Genomic DNA, 18,431 nt, shown 5'->3' with positions numbered 1-18,431 from the left:
TCTAGTAATTCTCCCACAGAGCACTCTGTGCGTGAGAACCCAACCGGTCAGCTTCGCCAACCGCGCATCAACGAGATGGCGTACGGCTGCATTGAGTGCCTAAGCGGTATTGCGACCCCCGCTGAGGTCCAGTACCTGCCCGGTCATATAGCTGGACTCAACGGACAGCAACCAGGCGGCGAGCGCCGCGAATTCCTGAGGCTCCCCCACCCGTTTCATAGGTACCCGCGCGAGCAGTGCTGCGTTGCGTTCCGAGCTGAGATCTTGAAGCAAACGGGTATTAAACATCGAGGGCGCGATGCAGTTAATGGTGATCCCATGAATCGCGGTCTCCTTGGCCACGGTTTTGGCCAGGGTAAGCATCCCCGCTTTGGAGACCGCATAGGCGCTCATGTTTTCATTCCCTTCACGGCCAGCGATCGATGAGAGCATCACGATCCGACCGTATCCACGAGTTTTCATCAGCGGCACGATGGTTTGCAGCCCGTAAAAACACCCGTCAAGATTGATTTCCAGTGTTTTCTTCCACCCCGCAACCGGTACCTGTTCAACCGCCTGTTCCGGTCCTTGGATCCCGTGGCAGAACAAGGCCCCATCCAATCGGCCGTAGGCCTCCCGCACTGCCTTGATTACCTGGTGCCAGGCGTCTGGATCCGCCACGTTCAGCGCCAAACTCAACGCCGCGTGCGGTGTGACCGGTTGCTGAAGATCGGTGGCAATCACCGTTGCGCCTTCGCGGTGCAGCCGTTGAACCGCCCGTGCGCCCAGTCCCCCGGCGGCTCCGGTGACAAGCACCACCCGATGATTGAATCTCCCCTCCCAAATCTCAAAGTCGGCCCGGGGATCGGCGGGTCCGGGAATCATCATTTGGAAGCCTCCAACGCTGCGTCCGCAGTCGCCTGGGTTGCCAGGAATACCTCGGCCAGATGGCTGCCCGCCGCGTACCCCCTGGTGACGGCCGAGCCCAAGGTCGCCCCGCCTCCTGGATAGTTGTTGCGGAACACACCGGCCGAGACGTTTCCGGCGGCATACAATCCAGTGATGGGATGGCCGTGGCGGTCCAGCACCTGGGCATGCTCAGTGGTGGCCAGTCCGCCAGAAGTTCCCAGAACCCCGGCGTGGATTGGCACCGCATAGTACGGTCCGTGCTCCAGCGGAGCCAGGCACGGGTTGGGTTGATTCAACGCATCTCCGAGGTGCCGGTCCTGCTCGCTTGCCCCGCGGCCGAATTCGGTATCTACCCCTGCCCGCGCATCGACATTAAATCGTTCAACACTGCGCTGCAGTCCTTGCGCATCGATCCCCAGGTTCCGAGCCAAATCCGGCAGGGTCGGGGCGCTGCTCATCCACTGCGGTTTCACCCCGGGCGTTGACCCGGCAACCGGGTACTTCCTGAAGTATTCCGAGTCGAAGACCAGCCACGCGGGACTGTTTTGAAGTGTGGAGCTCAACGGGTCGGTATTCCCGAAGACGCGGCACACATCGTGGTAATTCAGCGCCTCGTTCACAAAACGTGCACCGGACGAGTTCACGGTGATGGACCCCGGAAGTGTCATTTCAACATTTGCCATACGCCCAGTGGGTTTGCCGTCATAGCTGATGGAGGGAACCGAGATCACCGGTACACCCCAGATGGCCGTCATGTCGTTCACCGTGGCCCCGACGGCCAAGGCCAGTTCCAACCCGTCGCCTTCATTTGACGGAGCGCCGATGGGGGTCACCTCGAAACTCAGGTAGGCCTGGCGCAACCGCGGATTCCATTCAAACCCGCCCGAGGCAATCACCACGCTGCGCGCACTGAGCTGGTTTTTCCCCGCGACCTCAATTCTCCACCCCTGGTCGGTTTGCGACAGGTCGCTGACCTCCGCATCAGCTGCAAGATGCACCCCGCGATCCAGTGCGCTCGCCGCGAGGGAGCCGACCAACGCGCCTCCCATGGTGCGCACACCGGATTGCGCCCGCTGTTCCAGCAACGCAGGCTCAGGTGTTCGCCCGTTCAGTTCGTCGCGTTCGCTCATGCTGAGCAAGGGAAAATAGGTTGGTGGGCGCAAGGCCTGGGCCAACCCTGGATAGTCGGTTGACGCGAATGGAAGGTTATCCAGGCTGCGGCCACCTGGCGCGGCGCCGTCCCATTCCATGTGGTAATCCGGCCGCCCCAGCGGCACCAGTTTGACCTGGGTCTTTTCGTCGAGGAATCGCACGGCCTGCCCGCTGGTGCGCACAAACCAATCGATGTCTTGCGCGCTCATTGCCTGCCCGGCCGCGGCCTGCAGATACTTGGTTGCGGCGCGGGCGCTGTCCTCGAATCCCGCCTGGCGCGCGAGGTGGTTATTCGGCGCCCAGATCACCCCGCCTCCGGCGGCGCTGGTGCCGCCGAGTTTGGAAGCTTTCTCCAGCACCAGCACCCGGGCTCCTGCCTCGGCGGCCCGGACCGCCGCGGTCAGTCCCGCCGCACCAGAACCGATGACAATCACGTCATAGGTTGTTTCCAGATTGTCGAGAGCACTCAAGACGGCTGGGGTGGAATCAGTGGTGGTTGTCATGACACGTTGCTGCTTTCTTGTCCGAGAGGGGTTTCCTGATGCGCCGCGGCTAAACCAGTGACTGCCGTCGCGGGGAGATCGATCACGATTTTGCCGACGCTCTGGCCGGAATCGAGCATGGTTTCAAAAGCGGCGCTGAGGGAGTCGAAGGGGAATCGGTGGGTCACCAGTCGTGCCGCCACATCCTGATGGCGGGCGAGCACCTCCAGGGCTTCGGGAATCAGGTTGAGGCTATTGCGGCTTCCCAGAATATCCAGCTCCTTAAAGGGCAGATCCCGCAGTGACAGCAACGCTTGCCTGCCGGAAATACCGACCTGAACCAGTCGTGCGGTGGGGGCGGCCACGCTGACCGCGGTTTCGAAGGATGCCGGGACCCCGGTCGCTTCAATGATCAGCGTCGGTCCCGTGGCGGCACCCCAGAGATCACCGAGTTGCCCACCGGTTCCCGGCGCAAAGGTAGCCACCGCACCGCATTCTTCGGCCAACGCCATTCGCGATTCCGAGAGATCGGAGGCGATCACCCTCACCCCGCGTTCGGTCAGGAACAAGGTGGCCAGCAACCCGATGGGGCCGCAACCCAGGACCAGGGCGGTTTCCCCGGCCTGTGGCCTGCCCCGATTGACCGCCTGCATGGCAATGGAGCCTGGCTCGCCCAATGCTCCGAGATACCTGGGCAGGCCAAGTGGCAACGGATGCAATTTGCTGACCGGCGCACTGAGAATTTCGGCCAGCGCACCGTCCTCATAACAGCCCAAACAGGAAATTGATTCGCAGATGTTAAAGCGTCCAGCCAGGCACGGCGGGCAGGTATTGCAGTAAACCATGGGACTGACGGCGACCGGTAAACCGGGCACCAGCGGTACCCCGTCACGGGCATCGACTAGTCCAGGTTCGATCTGTTCGATCAGGCCCACAAATTCGTGCCCCTGGATGACCGGCAGGTCTGCCGGATAGTCATCGTCCCAGATGTGCGCATCGGTACCGCACAGGGCCACGTGCTGCACCCGGATCAGGGCCCGGCCGGCAGCTGGCGGCGGGGTGGGCACCTGGCGGTAGTCGATACGGCGTTTAGCCGTGGTGATGGCGGTGAGCATCATGTTTTTCCTTCGCTAGTCTCGGCACGGGACCGGCACCGGGGTTCCTAGAGTTTGTCCTTGCCGAAAAAGACATCCCAGCGGCGGATCTCACGCTCAGTGATCAGGCCTTCAAGGGCGAACGGGTCTTGGTCCATCAAGGTTTTGGCGGCCTGCTCGGATTCTGCGCCGATCACCAGCAGTGCCCCGGCTCCGGAATCAACCGGCCCGCTGACCCGCAGTTCCCCGTTCTCGAATCGTCGACGCAGGAATTCAACGTGCTTGGGGCGTACCTGATCCCGCGCGTCGCTGGTGGATGGTGAGTAGGTGTAGGTGATGGCGTAAAAGTTCATGACATGTATTCCTCATCAGTGGTTGGTTTCTAGCGGCCAGCGCCGAGGCGCACCCGGGACGTGGCTTGGGTGTTTGCTCGGGCGCTGGCGGTGTGCTCCACGCGGTGTTGCGCGGGCTCCGCGGCCAGATCCCGTCCCACGAGGTAGCCGAAGGTCAAGGCCGGGCCGAGGTTGATCCCGCCGGCGGGATAATGCCCGCCCATGACGCTGGCCTGGTCGTTGCCTACGGCGAAGAGCCCGGGCAGCGGAGCGCCGTTTTGATCCAGTACGCGGGCGGAGGAATCCACATCCAATCCGGCAAAGGTTCCAAAACTTCCCGGCACCACCTTGACGGCGTAAAACGGCCCCTTCTCGATCGGGCCCAGGGTGGGGTTCGGCGTGTTGCTGGCATCGCCTCCGTAGCGGTTGAAGGCGGTCTCGCCGCGGCCGAAGTCCGGGTCGATGCCCTTGGCGGCGTTGGCGTTGAATTCCTTGACGGTCGCCTCAAGCTGGGTCGGATCAATGCCGCATTTGGTGGCCAATTCCGCGAGGGTGTCCCCCTTGATGAGGTAGCCGCTGCGCAGGTACGGGGTCAACGGCACCGGCAAGGGTTTGGCCATACCCAACGGGAAGCGGCGTACGTAGCGGGAATCTGCGATCTGCCAGGAAACAACCTGTTGGCCTTCCTCGGTGGCCTGCATCATCCCGGTGACGTAGTCGTAGTAGCCGTTGGCCTCATTCACAAATCGTTTGCCGTTGGCAAGCACCCCGATGCTGCCGGGTTTGGCCCGGTCCATGATGTGGGGGAAGGTCCCGGTGGTGCCGTTGGGATAGCGGATCAATGACACCGGGCACCAGGCCGCCGGCGAGGCGACGTCGGTGTTGAAGCGCGCCCCAACGGCCTGGGCGAGCCGCAGCCCGGCCCCGTCGGCTTCCGGCGGGGTCAGCGTCCAATGCTCTGCGCCGGTGGGGGTCTTGGGGAACAGTTCCTGGCGAAGTTCGAGGTTTTGCGGGAATCCACCGGTCGCCAGCACCACCCCGCGGGTGGCGGTGATGGTGTATTCCTTGGTGCTGCCCTTGACCTTGACCCCGGTGATACGCCCGGTTGAATCGGTGACCAGCTGCTCGGCAGCGGTTGACACACTGATTTCGACCCCCAGGTCGTCTGCGGACTTCATCAGGCGCCCGGTCAGCGCCGTGCCGTTGACCAGCTGCATGTTCCGGCGATACACGGCGAGGGACAACAGGTGGGTGGTGACGCGTTTGGCCGCGTGGATCAGGCCCGGGATGCTGCCGGTGGACGCGGAGAGGAATTTCCCCAAATCCGGGCCGGCCATGATTCCCATCCCGAGGAAGCTGGTCGCATACAGCTGGTGGCGCATCTTGGCACGCAGCTCGCGCGGGATCTGGCGGGCGTCGTACGGCGCCGGGCCAACCGAACGGTGACCGGTGCCAGCCCCCGGGGTCTTGCCGTAGATGTCCTTGATCTGGGCGCCGGGGGTGAACTGCAAACTGGTGTGGTTGTGGAAGAAATCAACCATCTGCGGGGCACCGGCAAGGAAGGCGTCCACCCGTTCGGCGTTGTAGCGCTCCCCCAGCCGGTGCTGCAGGTAGGTGCGGAATTCTTCCGGGTCCTCATCTACCCCGTCCGCCTTGGCTAACGGGTTGCCAGGGGCCCAGGCCCAGCCACCGGAGTAGGAGGTCGCCCCGCCGCACACAGCGGCCCGCTCCACCACGATGACCTTCAGTCCGTGGTAGGCGGCGGCGACTGCCGCGGAAAGCCCGCCGGCTCCGGAGCCGATCACCACAACATCTGCGGTGGTGTCAGCCGGTGCGCTGGGTTTGGTTGCGGTGCTCATGAATTTTTGTCCGTTTCTTGGGTACTGGTGGTTGGGTGAGTCGGTCGGCGCAGATGGGCTACACCGCTGCGGCGCGCAGGGTGCGTGCCTGGATCAGCACCTGCTCGGCTCCGGCTTTGAGCTCTTCGGCCCACCGGCGAGCGCCCAGCCGGGCGACGGTTGAATCCGAGGGGGTTTCCACACTCAGCGGAACCTGGGCCGGCAGGGCGGCGACGAATTCGGCCAGGTGGGCGGCTCCCTGCCCGGGGACCATCCGTTCGCTGCGCGATTCAAAAACCAGTTGTTCGCGGGTCTCCGGGCGCCGGGCCGAAGCATCGCACAGTTGCAGCATGGCCACGTGTTCGGCGTGGGCGGCCAGCTGGGCGGGGCTGGCTTGGATGCGGCTCAGGTGCAGGGTGTCTGCCACGATCTGGCAGCCGGTTCCCTGCGCCAGTTCGGCGGCCAGTTCCAGGCTGTTCACGCTTTGATAGGAAATGACTTCCAGGGTCGGCATGATTCCGAAGTTTTTCGCGTCTTCGGTCAGCCTGGCCAGGTTCTCTCCCAGCCTGTCCAGGTTGCGGTCCGAGGCGGCGACGGTCAGGGTCCGGGCGTTGAGCGCCCCTCCGGCGTCGAGCATCGGCAGCCAGTGCTCGCGCTGATCGCCGCCGTCTAGCAAGATGAACTCGATGTCGTGGATCCGCAGCCCGGTGTTTTTCACCGCGGCGAGGGTTTGGGCCAACAGCGGTGAGCCTGGTTGCAGGTTGTAGGGTTTTTCTTCAGCTGTCACCGGGCGCACGCGTGCCCCGATGAAGTCGAATCCGGTGTCGGCGGCCAGGTACAGCAAGTCGGCTGGGGTGCAGTTCAGCAGCGAAAGCTGGGCCAGTCCGAGTTCTTGGGTTTCGGTGTTCATACCTCGTCCTGTCAGTTCAGAAGTTCTCAGGCGTGGGCGGTGGTGTAGAGCCGGTCGGCGATGTCGGGTGGGAGCACCACGTGTTGGGTGGCGGGGGCCAAGTCCACGGGGCGTGCGGTGCGGGCTGATTCGTAGATGGCCAGCAGGATCTGCAACGATGCGACCGCTTGCTGCCCGGTGACCGCCGGTTGACGATCGTGGCGGACCGCGGACACAAATTCGGTGATCTGCGAGCGGTGGTGATCTTTGAGCGCCCCGTTGATCTGGTCCAGCTCCACATTGGCGTCCAGCTGCGCCGGGTGCACCGGCTGGGTGGCGATGGTGTGCTGGCCGGTACGCAGCGTGAGCCGCCCGTCGCTGCCTTCCGGGAATTCGCTCAGTTCTGCGCTGGCCCCGTTGGAGCCGGTGATACGGATCTGCACCCCCAGCGCGGGATCGGCGGCGGTGCTGGCCAGCACGGTGGCCATGGCGCCGCTGGTGAAGGTCAGCAGCGCGGCGGCCGAATCTTCCACCTCGATGTGTTCACCGTGTTTGTAGGTGTTGACCGCGCCTTGCACGCGTGCCACGTCCCCGAGGTACCACTGCAGCAGATCCAGGTAGTGGATCGCCTGGGTCATCAGCACCCCGCCGCCGTCCGCCGCCCAGGTGCCGCGCCAGTTGGTGGCCGAGTAGTACTCGTGCTCGCGGTGCAGCAGCACGCTGACCTGGGCCAGCACCGGGGTGCCCAGGGCGCCGGCGTCGATTTCGGCGCGCAGCTTGGCCGCCGCGGGCCAGAAGCGGCGCTGGAACAGCACCCCGAGTTTCACTCCGGCGTCCTGGCAGGCCTGGACCATCTGTTGGGCGGCCGGGACGTTGACGGCGATGGGTTTTTCGCACAATACGTGCACCCCGGCGGCCGCCGCTTGCAGCACCACCTGGTGGTGGGTGGGGTGCGGGGTGCAGACCGAGACGATATCCAGGTCCAATTCCAGCAGCTGCTTCACCGAATCCACCGCGTGCTCCACGTGGTATTCGGCGGCCAGGGCCTGTGCCCGGGCACCGTCCACATCGCAGAGGGCCACCACGTCCACCGCGTCAAGTGCTTGAAATGCTTCGAGGTGGTTGGCGCTGATGTTTCCGCAGCCCACAATGCCCACCCGCAGGATGCGGGTATCCGGGGCGCTGCTGGTGTTCGGTGGAGTTTGCATTCTCTTGATCCTCAGGATTGGGGTGCTATGGCAGGGGCTAGGCAGAGCCCTGCCGTTGGAGTTCGAGGCGGTGCCGGCCCTACGGTGGACTGCTTAGACGGCGGCGAGCAGGAGTTCCAGGCTGGCTCGCATCCGCTGGCGATCCGGGGTGGTGCCCACCAGCAGCGCAAAGGTGTCCGCCGCTTGCTCAACGAGCATCTCGGTGCCTTTGACGGTGGCGCCTCCCACGTTCTGGGCCGCGTGCAGCAGTTCGGTGATCACCGGGCGGTAGACAACGTCGGCCACCCACTGGGTGCCGGTCAGCCATGAGGTGTCAAAGGGTGCGCCGCCGATGCCTTCCATGCCCAGCGGGGTCGCATTCACCACGCCGTGGGATGCGCTGATCCATTGCCGCGCCTGCTCCGGCGTTCCGGTGGACACCGTCTGGCCTGGCCTCAAGGAGGTGTTCAGCAGCTTTTGAAGCTGCGTCAGGCGTCCAAGGTCGGTGTCGATGATCTGCAGATCAGCCACCCCGAAGTCCATCAGTGCCGCGCCGACCGCGGAGCCTGCACCGCCGGCGCCGAAGAGGGTCACGGTGCCGCGTTGCGCCTCTGGCGATAGTCCGCGGCGCAACCCGGCCAGAAAGCCGCTGCGGTCGGTGTTGTGGCCGACCAGCCGTCCGCGCTGAAGCACCACGGTGTTCACCGCTCCGATGGCGGCCGCGTCCGGGGAGATCTCATCGAGGTGCCGCATGATTGCCTGCTTGTGCGGGTGGGTGACGTTGAATCCGGTGAATCCCTGGGCCAGCGCCTCACACAGCACGTGACCCAGGTCGGCATCCGGCTGGTTCTGCAGGTCGATGCGTTCATAGTTGTAGCGGGTCAGCCCGAGGGCGTGGGCTTCGGCTTGGTGCAGGCTCGGTGACAGCGACCCGTCCAGGTCGTTGCCGATCAGCCCGATACGGTGGGTCGACTGCCGCATGCTACTTGGTCCCCTGCATCTCGCGCAGTGCCTGAACCTGTCGTTTGGTCAGTCCGAGCTCAGCGGTGGGGGTTCGGTAGGTTTCCGGGCCGGTCGCGAAAGCGATGGCGGAGAGCGTTGCGAACCCCATGCACATCAAGGCAACCGGCATCCAGTTGGAGGTGTCGCCGGCGGTCATCATGGTGCCGATGGCCGGGGTGAATCCGGAGACCAGCAGGCCCAGCATCAGGCCGATGGCCATACCCGAGTACCGCACGCTGGCCGGGAACTGCTCGGGGAACCCTGCCATGTAGGTGGCGTTCGGTGCCGCGTAGAAGACGCCGATCATGATGATGGCCGAGGTGAAAACCAAGGTCACGTTCCCGGTGCTGATCGCATTGAAGAACACAAAAATCATGGCTCCGGCGCCCAACGCGCCGCCGATGAATACCGGTTTGCGACCGATCTTGTCGGCCAGCATCCCGTACAGCGGTTGGGTGAAGACCGCCGCGAGGTTTGCCACGGAGATCACTGCCAACATGCTGGTTCGCTCAATGCCGTTATGTTCCACGGCGTAGGCCAGGGCGAAAACATTCACGATGGTGTTCATCATGGCGAAGGTCGAGGAGAGCATCACCCGAACCACCGCGCCCCAGTGGCGGGCGAACAATTCAACAAATGGAACCTTGACAACTTCGTTGTTGTCCTTGGCTTCGGTGAATGCTTCAGGTTCTTCAAGGTGGCGGCGAATCAGGAAAGCCACGCCGGTTAGCACAATGCTGGCCAGGAACGGGATGCGCCAACCCCAGGCGAGCATCTGCTCATCTGGCATGGTGGCTACCGGGATGAACACGACGGTGGCCAGCACGATGCCGAACATCACCCCGCTCATGGTGAAGCTGGCAAAAAATGAGCGGCGGTGCTCCGGCGCGTGTTCCATGGACAGCGAGGCCGCGCCCGGCGACTCGCCGCCGGCGGACAACCCCTGGAAGAGTCTCAGGACAACCAGCAGGATCGGGGCGAAGATGCCGACCTGCTCATAGGTTGGCAGCAGGCCGATCAGCAGCGTGGAGAATCCCATGAGCAGCAGGCAGGCCATGAGTGCATTGCGGCGGCCGAAGCGGTCCCCGACGTGGCCCCACAGCACCGCGCCGAGCGGGCGGGCAATGTAGGCGACGCCGAGTGTTGCAATGGACAGCAGCACCGAGTTCGCGCCGCCTTCGGGGAAAAATACGTGGGAGAAAACCAGCGCCGCGGCGGATCCGTAGATGAAGAAGTCGTAGTACTCCAGGGCACTGCCCAGAAAGCCGGAAACCGCGGCACGGCGGGCCTGCGGCCGGACAGGGGCCGTGGTGGTGTTGGTGGAGGGAATTGCAGATCGCATGATGGGTCCTTTCGCCTCATTGCGAGGAATACCCTCAAGTGTGACCCGACTTACTTATTATGTCCACGACCTAATTACACATAGACTATGCGTGAAAACTACATAATCTTGTCCGGGGACGGCAAGACTTCCTCACTCAATTCAAGGAATGCATCCCGAGCCAGCGAACCGGGGCGCACCGACCATGCCAACCCGTGATTCATGTAGTACTGCTTGCCCGCCAACGGGACAAACACCGCTCCGGGCGGCACCACATTGGCGATTCCCTCGGGCATAAACGCGACACCGACCCCTGCGGCCACAAGCATCATGGTCATGTAGGGGTCGGTGATTTCCTGCGACACGGTGGGATAAAACCCCGCATCGGTGCAGGCGTAAATGGTTGATTGGTACAGCGCAGACCCCGCAGAAATCGGCGGGGTGATAAATGAATCATCGGCAAAAGCCGAGAGTTGAACCGAGCGATGCTCGGCCAGCGGATGCTCCTGGGGAACCACCATTCCAAAGGCCTCTTGCGCAAGAAGCCTCGAATTGATTCGAGTGGAATCCACGGGCAGCCCGACAAACGCCAAGTCTAGCGATCCGGCCTCCAGCTGGTGCACTGCGTCATGGGTCATCACACGACCCACCAACGTCAGCTCGATGTCCGGATGGGTATTGCGCATGGCACGGGTCATCGGCGGGAGCGCCAACTGATTCAGCACACCGGTGAACCCCAGGGAAAGTTTTCCATACACCTTGCCCTGGGGCACCTTCACCGCGTGGGTCGCGATGGTCAGCTCTTCCATAACCTGGCGCGCGTGCGGAAGCAACGCATGGCCGGCGGCGGTCAGTTCCACCGAGCGGGTGCTGCGTACAAATAAATCGGTTCCCAGTGAGCGTTCAAGCTTGCGGATGGTCTGGCTCAATGGCGACTGCGCCATACGCAGCCGCAGCGCGGCATTACCGAAATGCAACTCCTCGGCCACCGCGATAAATGCCTCAAGCCACCGAATTTCCACGCCTGCCCGCTTTTCCCTAGTCGGTTATCAACTCCTCCAGAGTACCGGTGAGCGACAAACTCGCGGTGGCATGCCGAGCCGCGGCCCAACCAAAAGCCAGGCCCGAACCGACCTGCACTCCGGCGCCCGGATACTCCGATCCCATCACCGAGGCAGCATCGTTGCCCACGGTATACAGGCCGTCAATTGCCTTGCCACTCTCGTCCAAGGCCTGGGCCTGCGGGTTGGTGAGCACACCGAAGGCCGTGGCCAACGGGGTAGGCACTAGAGCCATGGCATAAAACGGCGCGCGCGCCACAGGTCCGAGGTTCGGATTCGGTGTGTGTTCAGGGTCCCCGGCGACCTGCCCGAAAAGCAGCTCCCCCTTGCCAAAGTCCTCATCCTTGCCAGTTTCGGCGAAACCGTTATAGCGCCGCACGGTCTCTTCAAGACCCTGGGCATCCATGCCGATCTGCGCGGCCAGGCCGGACACGGTGTCGGATTCGTAGAGGTAGCCGTCCTTCACATAACGCTGAAGCGCCTTACGCGGCAAGTGCGGCATGGTGATCATGCCCAGCCCGTATTTGGCCAACGTGCGCGAATCAACAATCAGCCATGCGGGGATTGCCCGCCCTTCGGTGGCATACATGGCACGCACAAAACGATGGTAGGAGCAGGACTCGTCAACAAAACGTTTCCCATCACTGCCGACCGCGATCACTCCGGGTTTGGCACGATCCCAAATATGCGGGAACACCACCTGCGAACCGTCGGCACGCCGGCCAATGGAACTCGGGAACCACAACGCATTTTCCGCGTTATCCTGCCCCAATGCCGCCCCGGCCCCGGCGGCAAGCGCCAAGGTATCCCCGGTAGCACCTTCCCCGGCGCGCGAAAACTGCGGGGTGGGTTTGGGCAAATACTGCTCACGCAGCGCCGGACTCTGCGAGAACCCTCCGCCAGCCAGCACCACACCCTGGCGGGCGCGAACCCTCAATCTCTTGCCCTCATGAACCATCACCAATCCCTCGACCCGTTCGCTGCCACGGATCAGCTCGGTGGTGTGGACACTGAAACGGAAATCTACGCCGCGCTTGAGCGATTCATGGTACATCGAGGCCACCAGGCCATTGCCCATCACCAAACGGGTGCCGCGCGGACGAGTGACTCGATCACGAGCCCACCCCAACCCCAGCTTCCCAGCCAAGCCAACAGCCTTGGCGCGCTCGCCGAGTGTGCCGTTAAACAGTTTCAGAAGCGTTGCCACATCCGGGCGGCGCAGCATCAGGGTTCCACCCATCAGCGCGAACTCCGGCACGGGGCGGCGCACCCGACGGAATTCCGTGGCCGAGAGCTTGCGTCCGTCAAAGGGTTCAGGCTCCAGTGCACGCCCGGTTTTTCCGGCTTCCGGAAGCTCGGAATGGTAGTCCACCACAGCAGGAGAATGCAGGAATCGCACCCCAAGGCCCTCAAGCTCATCGAGCATTTTCGGTGCCGCTTCAAGATAGCCTAGGCGGGCCTCGCGGGGAGCCTTATCGCCTACCACGAGGTCGAGATAGCGCACAGCTTTCTCGTAATCATCCAGGATTCCCTGCTCACGCTGGAACTTGTTGTTTGGCGCCCAGCAGGTTCCGGCCGAGTAGGCCGTGGTTCCACCAAGGTACTCGGTTTTTTCCAGGGTAAGCACCGAAGCCCCATGGGCCGCGGCGGTCAGCGACGCAGCCAAGCCCCCGGCACCGGTTCCCAAAACCAGCACATCGTATTCGAGATCCCATTGACTCTTTTGCCGCGGCATCATCTGCTCCTAAACACTCATCACATGACTTCTGTTGGTCTGGTGTTTATTATGTGACGCAGAACAATGTAGTGTCCACGATATTTTTAGTCATCGATTATGACTCAAATGCACTCAATGATTTGAAGTCTCCACACAGCACGGACTGCCGCGGGAATCCACGACATCATCGATTTGCGGAAGAGCCGTGACGAATCTCTGCTCGGTGGGTAGATTCACCAGTTGCAGCCGACGACATCTTGAACCGCACCGCTCGTACCTATCCGAATCTTCCAAGGTGCGGCATTGCCCAATATCCCGCCCTGCCAAAAAAGTTCAGGTTTCGGACCTCCGGTTCTGGTATCAACCTCAGACAATTACAGTCGCGGATCCAGCGGTTCGGATTCCAATGCCAACACACCAAAAACCATCTGGTGCACCTTCCACAGCGGTTCGCCATGGGCGGTCAGCCGTAACGCCTCCAGCCCCAGCAAATACTCCTGCATCGCTCGCGCACGTTTGCGGTCGGTTGCTCGCTGCTTCAGACGCCGCAGATTCTCTTCCTCCAGATAATCGGAACCGTAGATGATGCGCAAGTATTCGCGGCCGCGCACCTTGATGCCCGGCTGGATCCACCCCTTGGGGCCGCGAGTGAGATTCAGCCACGGCTTCACTACCATTCCTTCTCCCCCGGAGTCGGTCAGTTCCTCCCACCAACGCACGGCCTGTGCCATCGATTCCTCAGAATCCAGTGCAACCCGGATCCAAGAGGTGGTGGTGAACAAGTCCGGCGCCTGCGACGCCAGCTGCTGCCCGATCTTCAGGTGCCACCCATGGTCAAGGTTTTCATAGGTTTTCGCCTCAGATGCCAACACCTGGAACGCGGCGAATCGAACCTCGTTTTTATCACCCACATACCGTCGGTAGGACTCGCGGAAAGCCAACGCATTATTGTTTCGCCGGCGGGTGCGTTCAAGCAACGCGCTTACATCCAGCCCAGTGCCAGCTGCTTGTTCCAAGATCATTGCCGAAGCGGACGTGGCAGCCACAGCGGCGGCGCCGACCGATGCGTAGCTGCCTTTGATCAATTCTTCGGCTTTCAGCGACCAGGGCAACAATTCACCGTCAAGAATGACCCAATCAGTGCCCAGCTCTTCCCACAGCCCGGTGGCATCCATTGCCTGGTGGGCGCGTTCCAAGAAGGAGCGCTCGGCCACGGGGTCAAGGAACTCACGCCCGGTTCGAGTATGAAGCGCACCAAGCCAACCATCGGATGCGCCAAATCGTTTCGGATCACGGGCCAGCAACAAGACCGCGCGTGAACCCATATGCTTTTCTTCGCAGATGACCTCTTGAACTCCGAGTTTCCGGAAGTAAGAGAACGCTTCGTCGGGGTGTTCAAGAAACCCCGTTCGATTCGAAGATTCGGCAGGAGACATTGTCGGCGGCAGGTATCGCAACCACCGAGGATCGGTGGCAAAACGACTCATGGTTTCCAACGCTCCGGCAGCCTGCTGGGCGCTAAGGCGCACGGTCCCCCGCTCGCCTGCCTTCAAGTGCAGCGGGCCGGTGACATCCTCCATGGACAGCACTCCCGGGTCGCGCTGGGGACCAAACGGGGATTCCAGCGGCCTGCCCGGTTCGGCGTATTGCGCCAGCGCATCCACCGCCACAACCTCCTGTTCGGGGTAACGCAAGGCGCTGAGCTGTCCACCGAAAACGCACGCGGTGTCAAGGCATGCGGTGTTGTTGATCCAAGCAACTTCGGTGACGGGGGTATGGCCGTACACTACAGCTGCTTGGCCGCGGTAGTCCCGGGCCCAGGGGTACCGCACCGGCAATCCGTATTCGTCTTTCTCACCGGTCACCTGGCCGTACAGTGCGAAGGCTCGCACCCGCTTGGAGGCTCTCCCATGGTACTTTTCGATCAATCCGGCGTGGGCTACCACCAGGTTGCCGTCATCAAGCACCAAATGGGAGATCAGCGAACTGCAGAAATCCTGTACCTTGCGCTTGAAGCCGGGTCCTTCTGCACCCAGTTGTTCAAGGGTTTCGGCGAGCCCATGTCCCAGCGTGACCTTGGAACCACGCAGGGCGCGTACCAATTTGTCTTCGTGGTTGCCTGGAACCGACAGCGCATGGCCTGCGGCGACCATTCCCATGACCAGGCGCAATACCCCCGGAGAATTCGGACCGCGGTCCACCAGGTCTCCGACAAATACCGTGCGTCGACCCTCGGGATGCCACGCATCTCGTGGCCGCCCCAGTTCGTCGCGATCCAGTTGATATCCCAGCTTCTCCAGCAGCAGTACCAGCTCATCCAAACACCCGTGGACGTCACCAATGATGTCAAAGGGCCCATGCTGGTCCCGGAAATCATTAAGCAGTTTGTGCCGGGAGATCGTAGTTTCCTCAACCTCCTGCGGGCTGGAGAGCACGTGGGTCCGGTTGAATCCCTCCCGGCGCAGCGACTTCAGCGAACGGCGCAGTTGTTTGTGCTGGCGATCGATCGCAGCCGGGGGCACCCGGCGGTCCCCGCGGTGCTCGTTGCGTTCGAGGCACACCCCAATAGGCAGATCCAAGACAATCGCGGTGGCCAACACGTCGTGTTTGCGTGCCAGTTCGATCAGCGTCTGCCGGGCGGATTGCTGCACGCTGGTAGCGTCAACAACCGTCAGCAATCCGGCTTCCAACCGCTTACCGGCAACAAAATTCAGCGCCTCAAAGGCTGCTTCGGTGGCACTTTGATTGGTTTCATCATTGCCGACCAGGCCGCGAAAAAAATCGCTGGAGAGGACCTCAAAGGGACCAAAGTGTGTGGCCGCAAAGCTGGACTTGCCTGACCCGGAGATGCCAACGAGCACCACGAGGCCCGTCTCGGGGATCAAGAGTTCACTCATGCCTGGTCCTTTCTGAAAATTGCCAGCTGGGTAGGTGCACCCACGTGTTCGTCTTCGGGTCCGACCGGTTGGAACTCAACGGTGTATCCAAAATCTGTTGCCGTAGCTTGAGCCCACTGGCGGAACTGCGCACGGCTGAATTCAAAACGGTGATCCTCATGGCGCATCGCCCCGGCTTCAAGGTCTGGATACTTGACGTTGTACTCAACGTTGGGTGTCGTCACGACCACCAGTCGAGGATTGGCTCCGGCAAACACCGCGTCCTGCAAGGCCGGCAGCCGGGTCGGGTCTACGTGTTCAATGACTTCCATCAGCACCACCGCGTCAAAACCTTCCAACCGCGCGTCCCGGTACACCACAGAACTGTGCAGCAGGCTAATGCGTTGCTGCTCGGCGTCCGTTCGTTCCTCAAGGAACAATGCCGCGGCGGCTTGCTCCAAGGAACGTGCTGACACATCCGTTCCGATGATTCGGGTGAAAAACGGGTCAGCCTGCAGCCGGCGCAGCAGTGCACCGGGTCCGCATCCTGCATCCACGACCCGTTGGGCTCCATTGGTTTTGAGTGCGGCGATGACATCCAGTGCTCGCTGAACACGTAGCGGTGCTGTGGTTTCTGCCGGGGAGTTCGCAGAACCATTTGTCACGCCCGTGGGCACAGCGGCCATGGCAGATTCCATACGCGTGGTGGCCAACGCGATCAGGTCTTTTTGGTGGGCAAGGTAGCGACTGGTGATCAGTTCTCGCTCGGGGTGTGTTCCCAACCAGCCCTCACCCTGTCTGGCTAGTTTCTCGGTCTCATCATCCGAAACCCAGTAATGTTTCGAATCGTCAAGCACCGGAAGCAACACGTACAGTTGGCGCAACGCCAGATCCAACCGGATATTTCCGGTCAAGACCAGGGAACTGTATTGGGATTCTCCCCATTGCGGATAGTTCTCGTCCAGCGCGATGACACGCTGTTCAACGTGCCATCCCAACGGGGCGAAGAGCCGATGAGCCAGCCCTGCGCCGGAGCGCCCGCGGGCAGAGGCGACCGGGAGTTCAATACGTAGCGGCAGCGGGGAGGCGGCTAGTTCCGGGTAGGTTTCGCTGACTCCGGTCATGGCGCTGCGCAAAACCTTGCCCAAAGCCACCGACATCAGGCTTGAAGCGACAAACGGGCGGTCGTTGACGTAGTAGTCCAAAACACCCGAGTCTCCGCGGAATCGTTTATTGCGGACCAGCCCCACCGGGTCAACTTCCATTAACAGCGCCGCGGTGGTCCGTTCGGTGCTGCATTCTGGATAAAAAACGTGGGCTTGGCCGACAGGCAGCTCGAATGACTGCACCTTGGCGGGGTGCTTACGCAGCAAATGGGACAGGGCTGTAGCGTCAATTGCCGACCCGGCGGGCGGTTCCAGTGTTATTGTCAGCAGCACGGGGCAACCTTCTCAGCAGTCATTTAGTCGATGGCTTGGTATTTTATGCAAGCCTACCGAATCTCGCTGCCTACCTGGCGTAGCGGTACACGAAGTCGCTGCTGTGTGTTGCCCGGAACGCGCAGAGCAATGGTCAGTTCAAGTAACCTCGGCCAGCCGCGTCCGCGCACACCGGTGTCAGGTTTTCTACATCGCCGCTTTCGCAGGCCATATAAACAAGGTTGGCCGCTTCTTCGGTGCTCAACACGTCATAACCCATGGAACCCGGGTTGTAGGACACCGCGGTGCTCCACTCATCAATGTTTTTGCACTCCTGGAGACCCGTCAGCTCGGCCGCTTGAAGCTGCTCATTCGTTGAGTCTGTATCTGACCATGCTTCGTTCTGGCTCTGGATCGCCGCGCTACAGGCGTCGCTAACTGGCGAGGTGGCGGCCGCGTCGAAGTTTGCGCATCCGGTCGCCGCCACGGAAAGAAACAACAGAACTGCGGCTGAGGACAAAACTTTTCGCATGTTTTTAATGCTACCCACACAACTTGGGTATGCGCTGGGTCGTTGCTGTTCCGCTGGCCACCGGTGACCGGCAAAAACAGAATCCCGGCCCCACCGTGAGGCAGAGCCGGGATTCGATGCTCTTGGATACTACAGACTAGGCGATGTTGCTGCGGTCAAAGGCATCGAGGCTGATACCCTGCTCCAGAATCACCTTGGCCCATTCTTTGGCCGAGTGCAGGCTGTGGTCACGGTAATTGCCGCAGCTGACAGCCTCGGTGCCTGGCACGTCATCCCAGGTCACCTTTTCCACCAGGTCCTCGAGTGAAGTTTTGATCGCGGTGGCAACTTGTTCCGGGGTCGGTTCGCCCCAGGCAATCAGGTGGAAGCCGGTACGGCAGCCAAATGGCGAGAAGTCGATCAGCCCTTCGAAGCGGGTGCGGATCAGCCCCGCCAGGGTGTGCTCAATGGTGTGCAACCCTGCCGTTGGAATCTCGCCGTGGTTCGGCTGAACGAAACGGATATCGTAGTTGGAAATAGCATCACCCTTGGGGCCGCGCTCAACGCCGATCTTGCGTACGTAGGGCGCCTTCACCTTGGTGTGATCCAGCGCGAAACTCTCAACTTCTGCAAGTTCAATATCACTCATGTTCAAAGTCTATC

General features: G+C 61.9%; 15 protein-coding genes. All 15 read right to left on the bottom strand.

What is annotated here, in order from left to right; translation table 11 throughout:
* Nucleotides 1–99 precede the first annotated feature (99 nt).
* The 15 genes from ACIOWL_RS07270 to ACIOWL_RS07200 all read right to left on the bottom strand — a co-directional run bounded on the left by ACIOWL_RS07270 (nucleotide 100) and on the right by ACIOWL_RS07200 (nucleotide 18,417).
* Nucleotides 100–867, bottom strand: coding sequence for an SDR family NAD(P)-dependent oxidoreductase (locus tag ACIOWL_RS07270; RefSeq protein ID WP_400383121.1), 768 nt, complete (start codon nucleotides 865–867; stop codon nucleotides 100–102).
* Nucleotides 864–2,543, bottom strand: coding sequence for an FAD-dependent oxidoreductase (locus tag ACIOWL_RS07265; RefSeq protein WP_400383119.1), 1,680 nt, complete (start codon nucleotides 2,541–2,543; stop codon nucleotides 864–866). Before ACIOWL_RS07265 ends, ACIOWL_RS07270 begins: the two co-directional genes overlap by 4 nt.
* The gene (locus tag ACIOWL_RS07260) at nucleotides 2,540–3,640 is read right to left on the bottom strand and encodes an alcohol dehydrogenase catalytic domain-containing protein (protein ID WP_400383117.1); all 1,101 of its coding nucleotides are present in this window, start codon (nucleotides 3,638–3,640) and stop codon (nucleotides 2,540–2,542) included. Before ACIOWL_RS07260 ends, ACIOWL_RS07265 begins: the two co-directional genes overlap by 4 nt.
* A gap of 44 nt (nucleotides 3,641–3,684) precedes the next feature.
* A complete protein-coding gene (locus ACIOWL_RS07255) occupies nucleotides 3,685–3,969 on the bottom strand; it encodes a YciI family protein (RefSeq protein ID WP_400383115.1) in 285 nt (94 codons plus the stop codon).
* A gap of 29 nt (nucleotides 3,970–3,998) precedes the next feature.
* Complete coding sequence (locus ACIOWL_RS07250; RefSeq protein WP_400383113.1) at nucleotides 3,999–5,807, bottom strand: FAD-dependent oxidoreductase; 1,809 nt, start codon at nucleotides 5,805–5,807, stop codon at nucleotides 3,999–4,001.
* Between the two features lie 58 nt (nucleotides 5,808–5,865).
* On the bottom strand, nucleotides 5,866–6,696 hold the full coding sequence (locus ACIOWL_RS07245; protein WP_400383112.1) for a sugar phosphate isomerase/epimerase family protein: 831 nt from the start codon (nucleotides 6,694–6,696) through the stop codon (nucleotides 5,866–5,868).
* Between the two features lie 26 nt (nucleotides 6,697–6,722).
* A complete protein-coding gene (locus tag ACIOWL_RS07240; protein WP_400383110.1) occupies nucleotides 6,723–7,883 on the bottom strand; it encodes a Gfo/Idh/MocA family protein in 1,161 nt (386 codons plus the stop codon).
* Between the two features lie 93 nt (nucleotides 7,884–7,976).
* Entirely contained in the window at nucleotides 7,977–8,843 is an 867-nt protein-coding gene (locus tag ACIOWL_RS07235; RefSeq protein WP_400383108.1) for a shikimate dehydrogenase, read from the bottom strand.
* A 1-nt stretch (nucleotide 8,844) separates the two neighbouring features.
* Entirely contained in the window at nucleotides 8,845–10,206 is a 1,362-nt protein-coding gene (locus ACIOWL_RS07230; RefSeq protein WP_400383107.1) for an MFS transporter, read from the bottom strand.
* A 98-nt stretch (nucleotides 10,207–10,304) separates the two neighbouring features.
* Entirely contained in the window at nucleotides 10,305–11,207 is a 903-nt protein-coding gene (locus ACIOWL_RS07225; protein WP_400383105.1) for a LysR family transcriptional regulator, read from the bottom strand.
* Nucleotides 11,208–11,223: 16 nt separating this feature from the next.
* Nucleotides 11,224–12,984: an FAD-binding protein gene (locus tag ACIOWL_RS07220; protein WP_400383103.1), complete on the bottom strand. Its 1,761-nt coding sequence runs from the start codon at nucleotides 12,982–12,984 to the stop codon at nucleotides 11,224–11,226.
* Nucleotides 12,985–13,337: 353 nt separating this feature from the next.
* Entirely contained in the window at nucleotides 13,338–15,860 is a 2,523-nt protein-coding gene (locus ACIOWL_RS07215; protein ID WP_400383102.1) for a polynucleotide kinase-phosphatase, read from the bottom strand.
* Nucleotides 15,857–17,278 carry a 3' terminal RNA ribose 2'-O-methyltransferase Hen1 gene (locus ACIOWL_RS07210; RefSeq protein WP_400383100.1) on the bottom strand — a complete coding sequence of 474 codons (1,422 nt, stop codon included), beginning with the start codon at nucleotides 17,276–17,278 and terminating at the stop codon, nucleotides 15,857–15,859. Before ACIOWL_RS07210 ends, ACIOWL_RS07215 begins: the two co-directional genes overlap by 4 nt.
* A 133-nt stretch (nucleotides 17,279–17,411) precedes the next feature.
* Nucleotides 17,412–17,789, bottom strand: coding sequence for a hypothetical protein (locus ACIOWL_RS07205; protein WP_400383098.1), 378 nt, complete (start codon nucleotides 17,787–17,789; stop codon nucleotides 17,412–17,414).
* A gap of 136 nt (nucleotides 17,790–17,925) precedes the next feature.
* Nucleotides 17,926–18,417, bottom strand: a complete 492-nt coding sequence (locus ACIOWL_RS07200) for an S-ribosylhomocysteine lyase (protein ID WP_400383096.1) — start codon at nucleotides 18,415–18,417, stop codon at nucleotides 17,926–17,928.
* Nucleotides 18,418–18,431 lie beyond the last annotated feature (14 nt).

Origin of the sequence: Glutamicibacter sp. NPDC087344 (genome assembly GCF_044744225.1) — a bacterium.
Classification (GTDB): Bacteria; Actinomycetota; Actinomycetes; order Actinomycetales; family Micrococcaceae; genus Glutamicibacter.
Note: the sequence above shows the minus strand (reverse complement) of the source record. Positions and strands in the feature narration are given on the sequence as shown.

What these genes read in the sequence shown, in the direction of transcription:
- ACIOWL_RS07270 (WP_400383121.1), bottom strand. Translation starts at nt 867, where the DNA reads ATGATGATTCCCGGACCCGCCGATCCCCGGGCCGACTTTGAGATTTGG.
- ACIOWL_RS07265 (WP_400383119.1), bottom strand. Translation starts at nt 2,543, where the DNA reads ATGACAACCACCACTGATTCCACCCCAGCCGTCTTGAGTGCTCTCGAC.
- ACIOWL_RS07260 (WP_400383117.1), bottom strand. Translation starts at nt 3,640, where the DNA reads ATGATGCTCACCGCCATCACCACGGCTAAACGCCGTATCGACTACCGC.
- ACIOWL_RS07255 (WP_400383115.1), bottom strand. Translation starts at nt 3,969, where the DNA reads ATGAACTTTTACGCCATCACCTACACCTACTCACCATCCACCAGCGAC.
- ACIOWL_RS07250 (WP_400383113.1), bottom strand. Translation starts at nt 5,807, where the DNA reads ATGAGCACCGCAACCAAACCCAGCGCACCGGCTGACACCACCGCAGAT.
- ACIOWL_RS07245 (WP_400383112.1), bottom strand. Translation starts at nt 6,696, where the DNA reads ATGAACACCGAAACCCAAGAACTCGGACTGGCCCAGCTTTCGCTGCTG.
- ACIOWL_RS07240 (WP_400383110.1), bottom strand. Translation starts at nt 7,883, where the DNA reads ATGCAAACTCCACCGAACACCAGCAGCGCCCCGGATACCCGCATCCTG.
- ACIOWL_RS07235 (WP_400383108.1), bottom strand. Translation starts at nt 8,843, where the DNA reads ATGCGGCAGTCGACCCACCGTATCGGGCTGATCGGCAACGACCTGGAC.
- ACIOWL_RS07230 (WP_400383107.1), bottom strand. Translation starts at nt 10,206, where the DNA reads ATGCGATCTGCAATTCCCTCCACCAACACCACCACGGCCCCTGTCCGG.
- ACIOWL_RS07220 (WP_400383103.1), bottom strand. Translation starts at nt 12,984, where the DNA reads ATGATGCCGCGGCAAAAGAGTCAATGGGATCTCGAATACGATGTGCTG.
- ACIOWL_RS07215 (WP_400383102.1), bottom strand. Translation starts at nt 15,860, where the DNA reads ATGAGTGAACTCTTGATCCCCGAGACGGGCCTCGTGGTGCTCGTTGGC.
- ACIOWL_RS07205 (WP_400383098.1), bottom strand. Translation starts at nt 17,789, where the DNA reads ATGCGAAAAGTTTTGTCCTCAGCCGCAGTTCTGTTGTTTCTTTCCGTG.
- ACIOWL_RS07200 (WP_400383096.1), bottom strand. Translation starts at nt 18,417, where the DNA reads ATGAGTGATATTGAACTTGCAGAAGTTGAGAGTTTCGCGCTGGATCAC.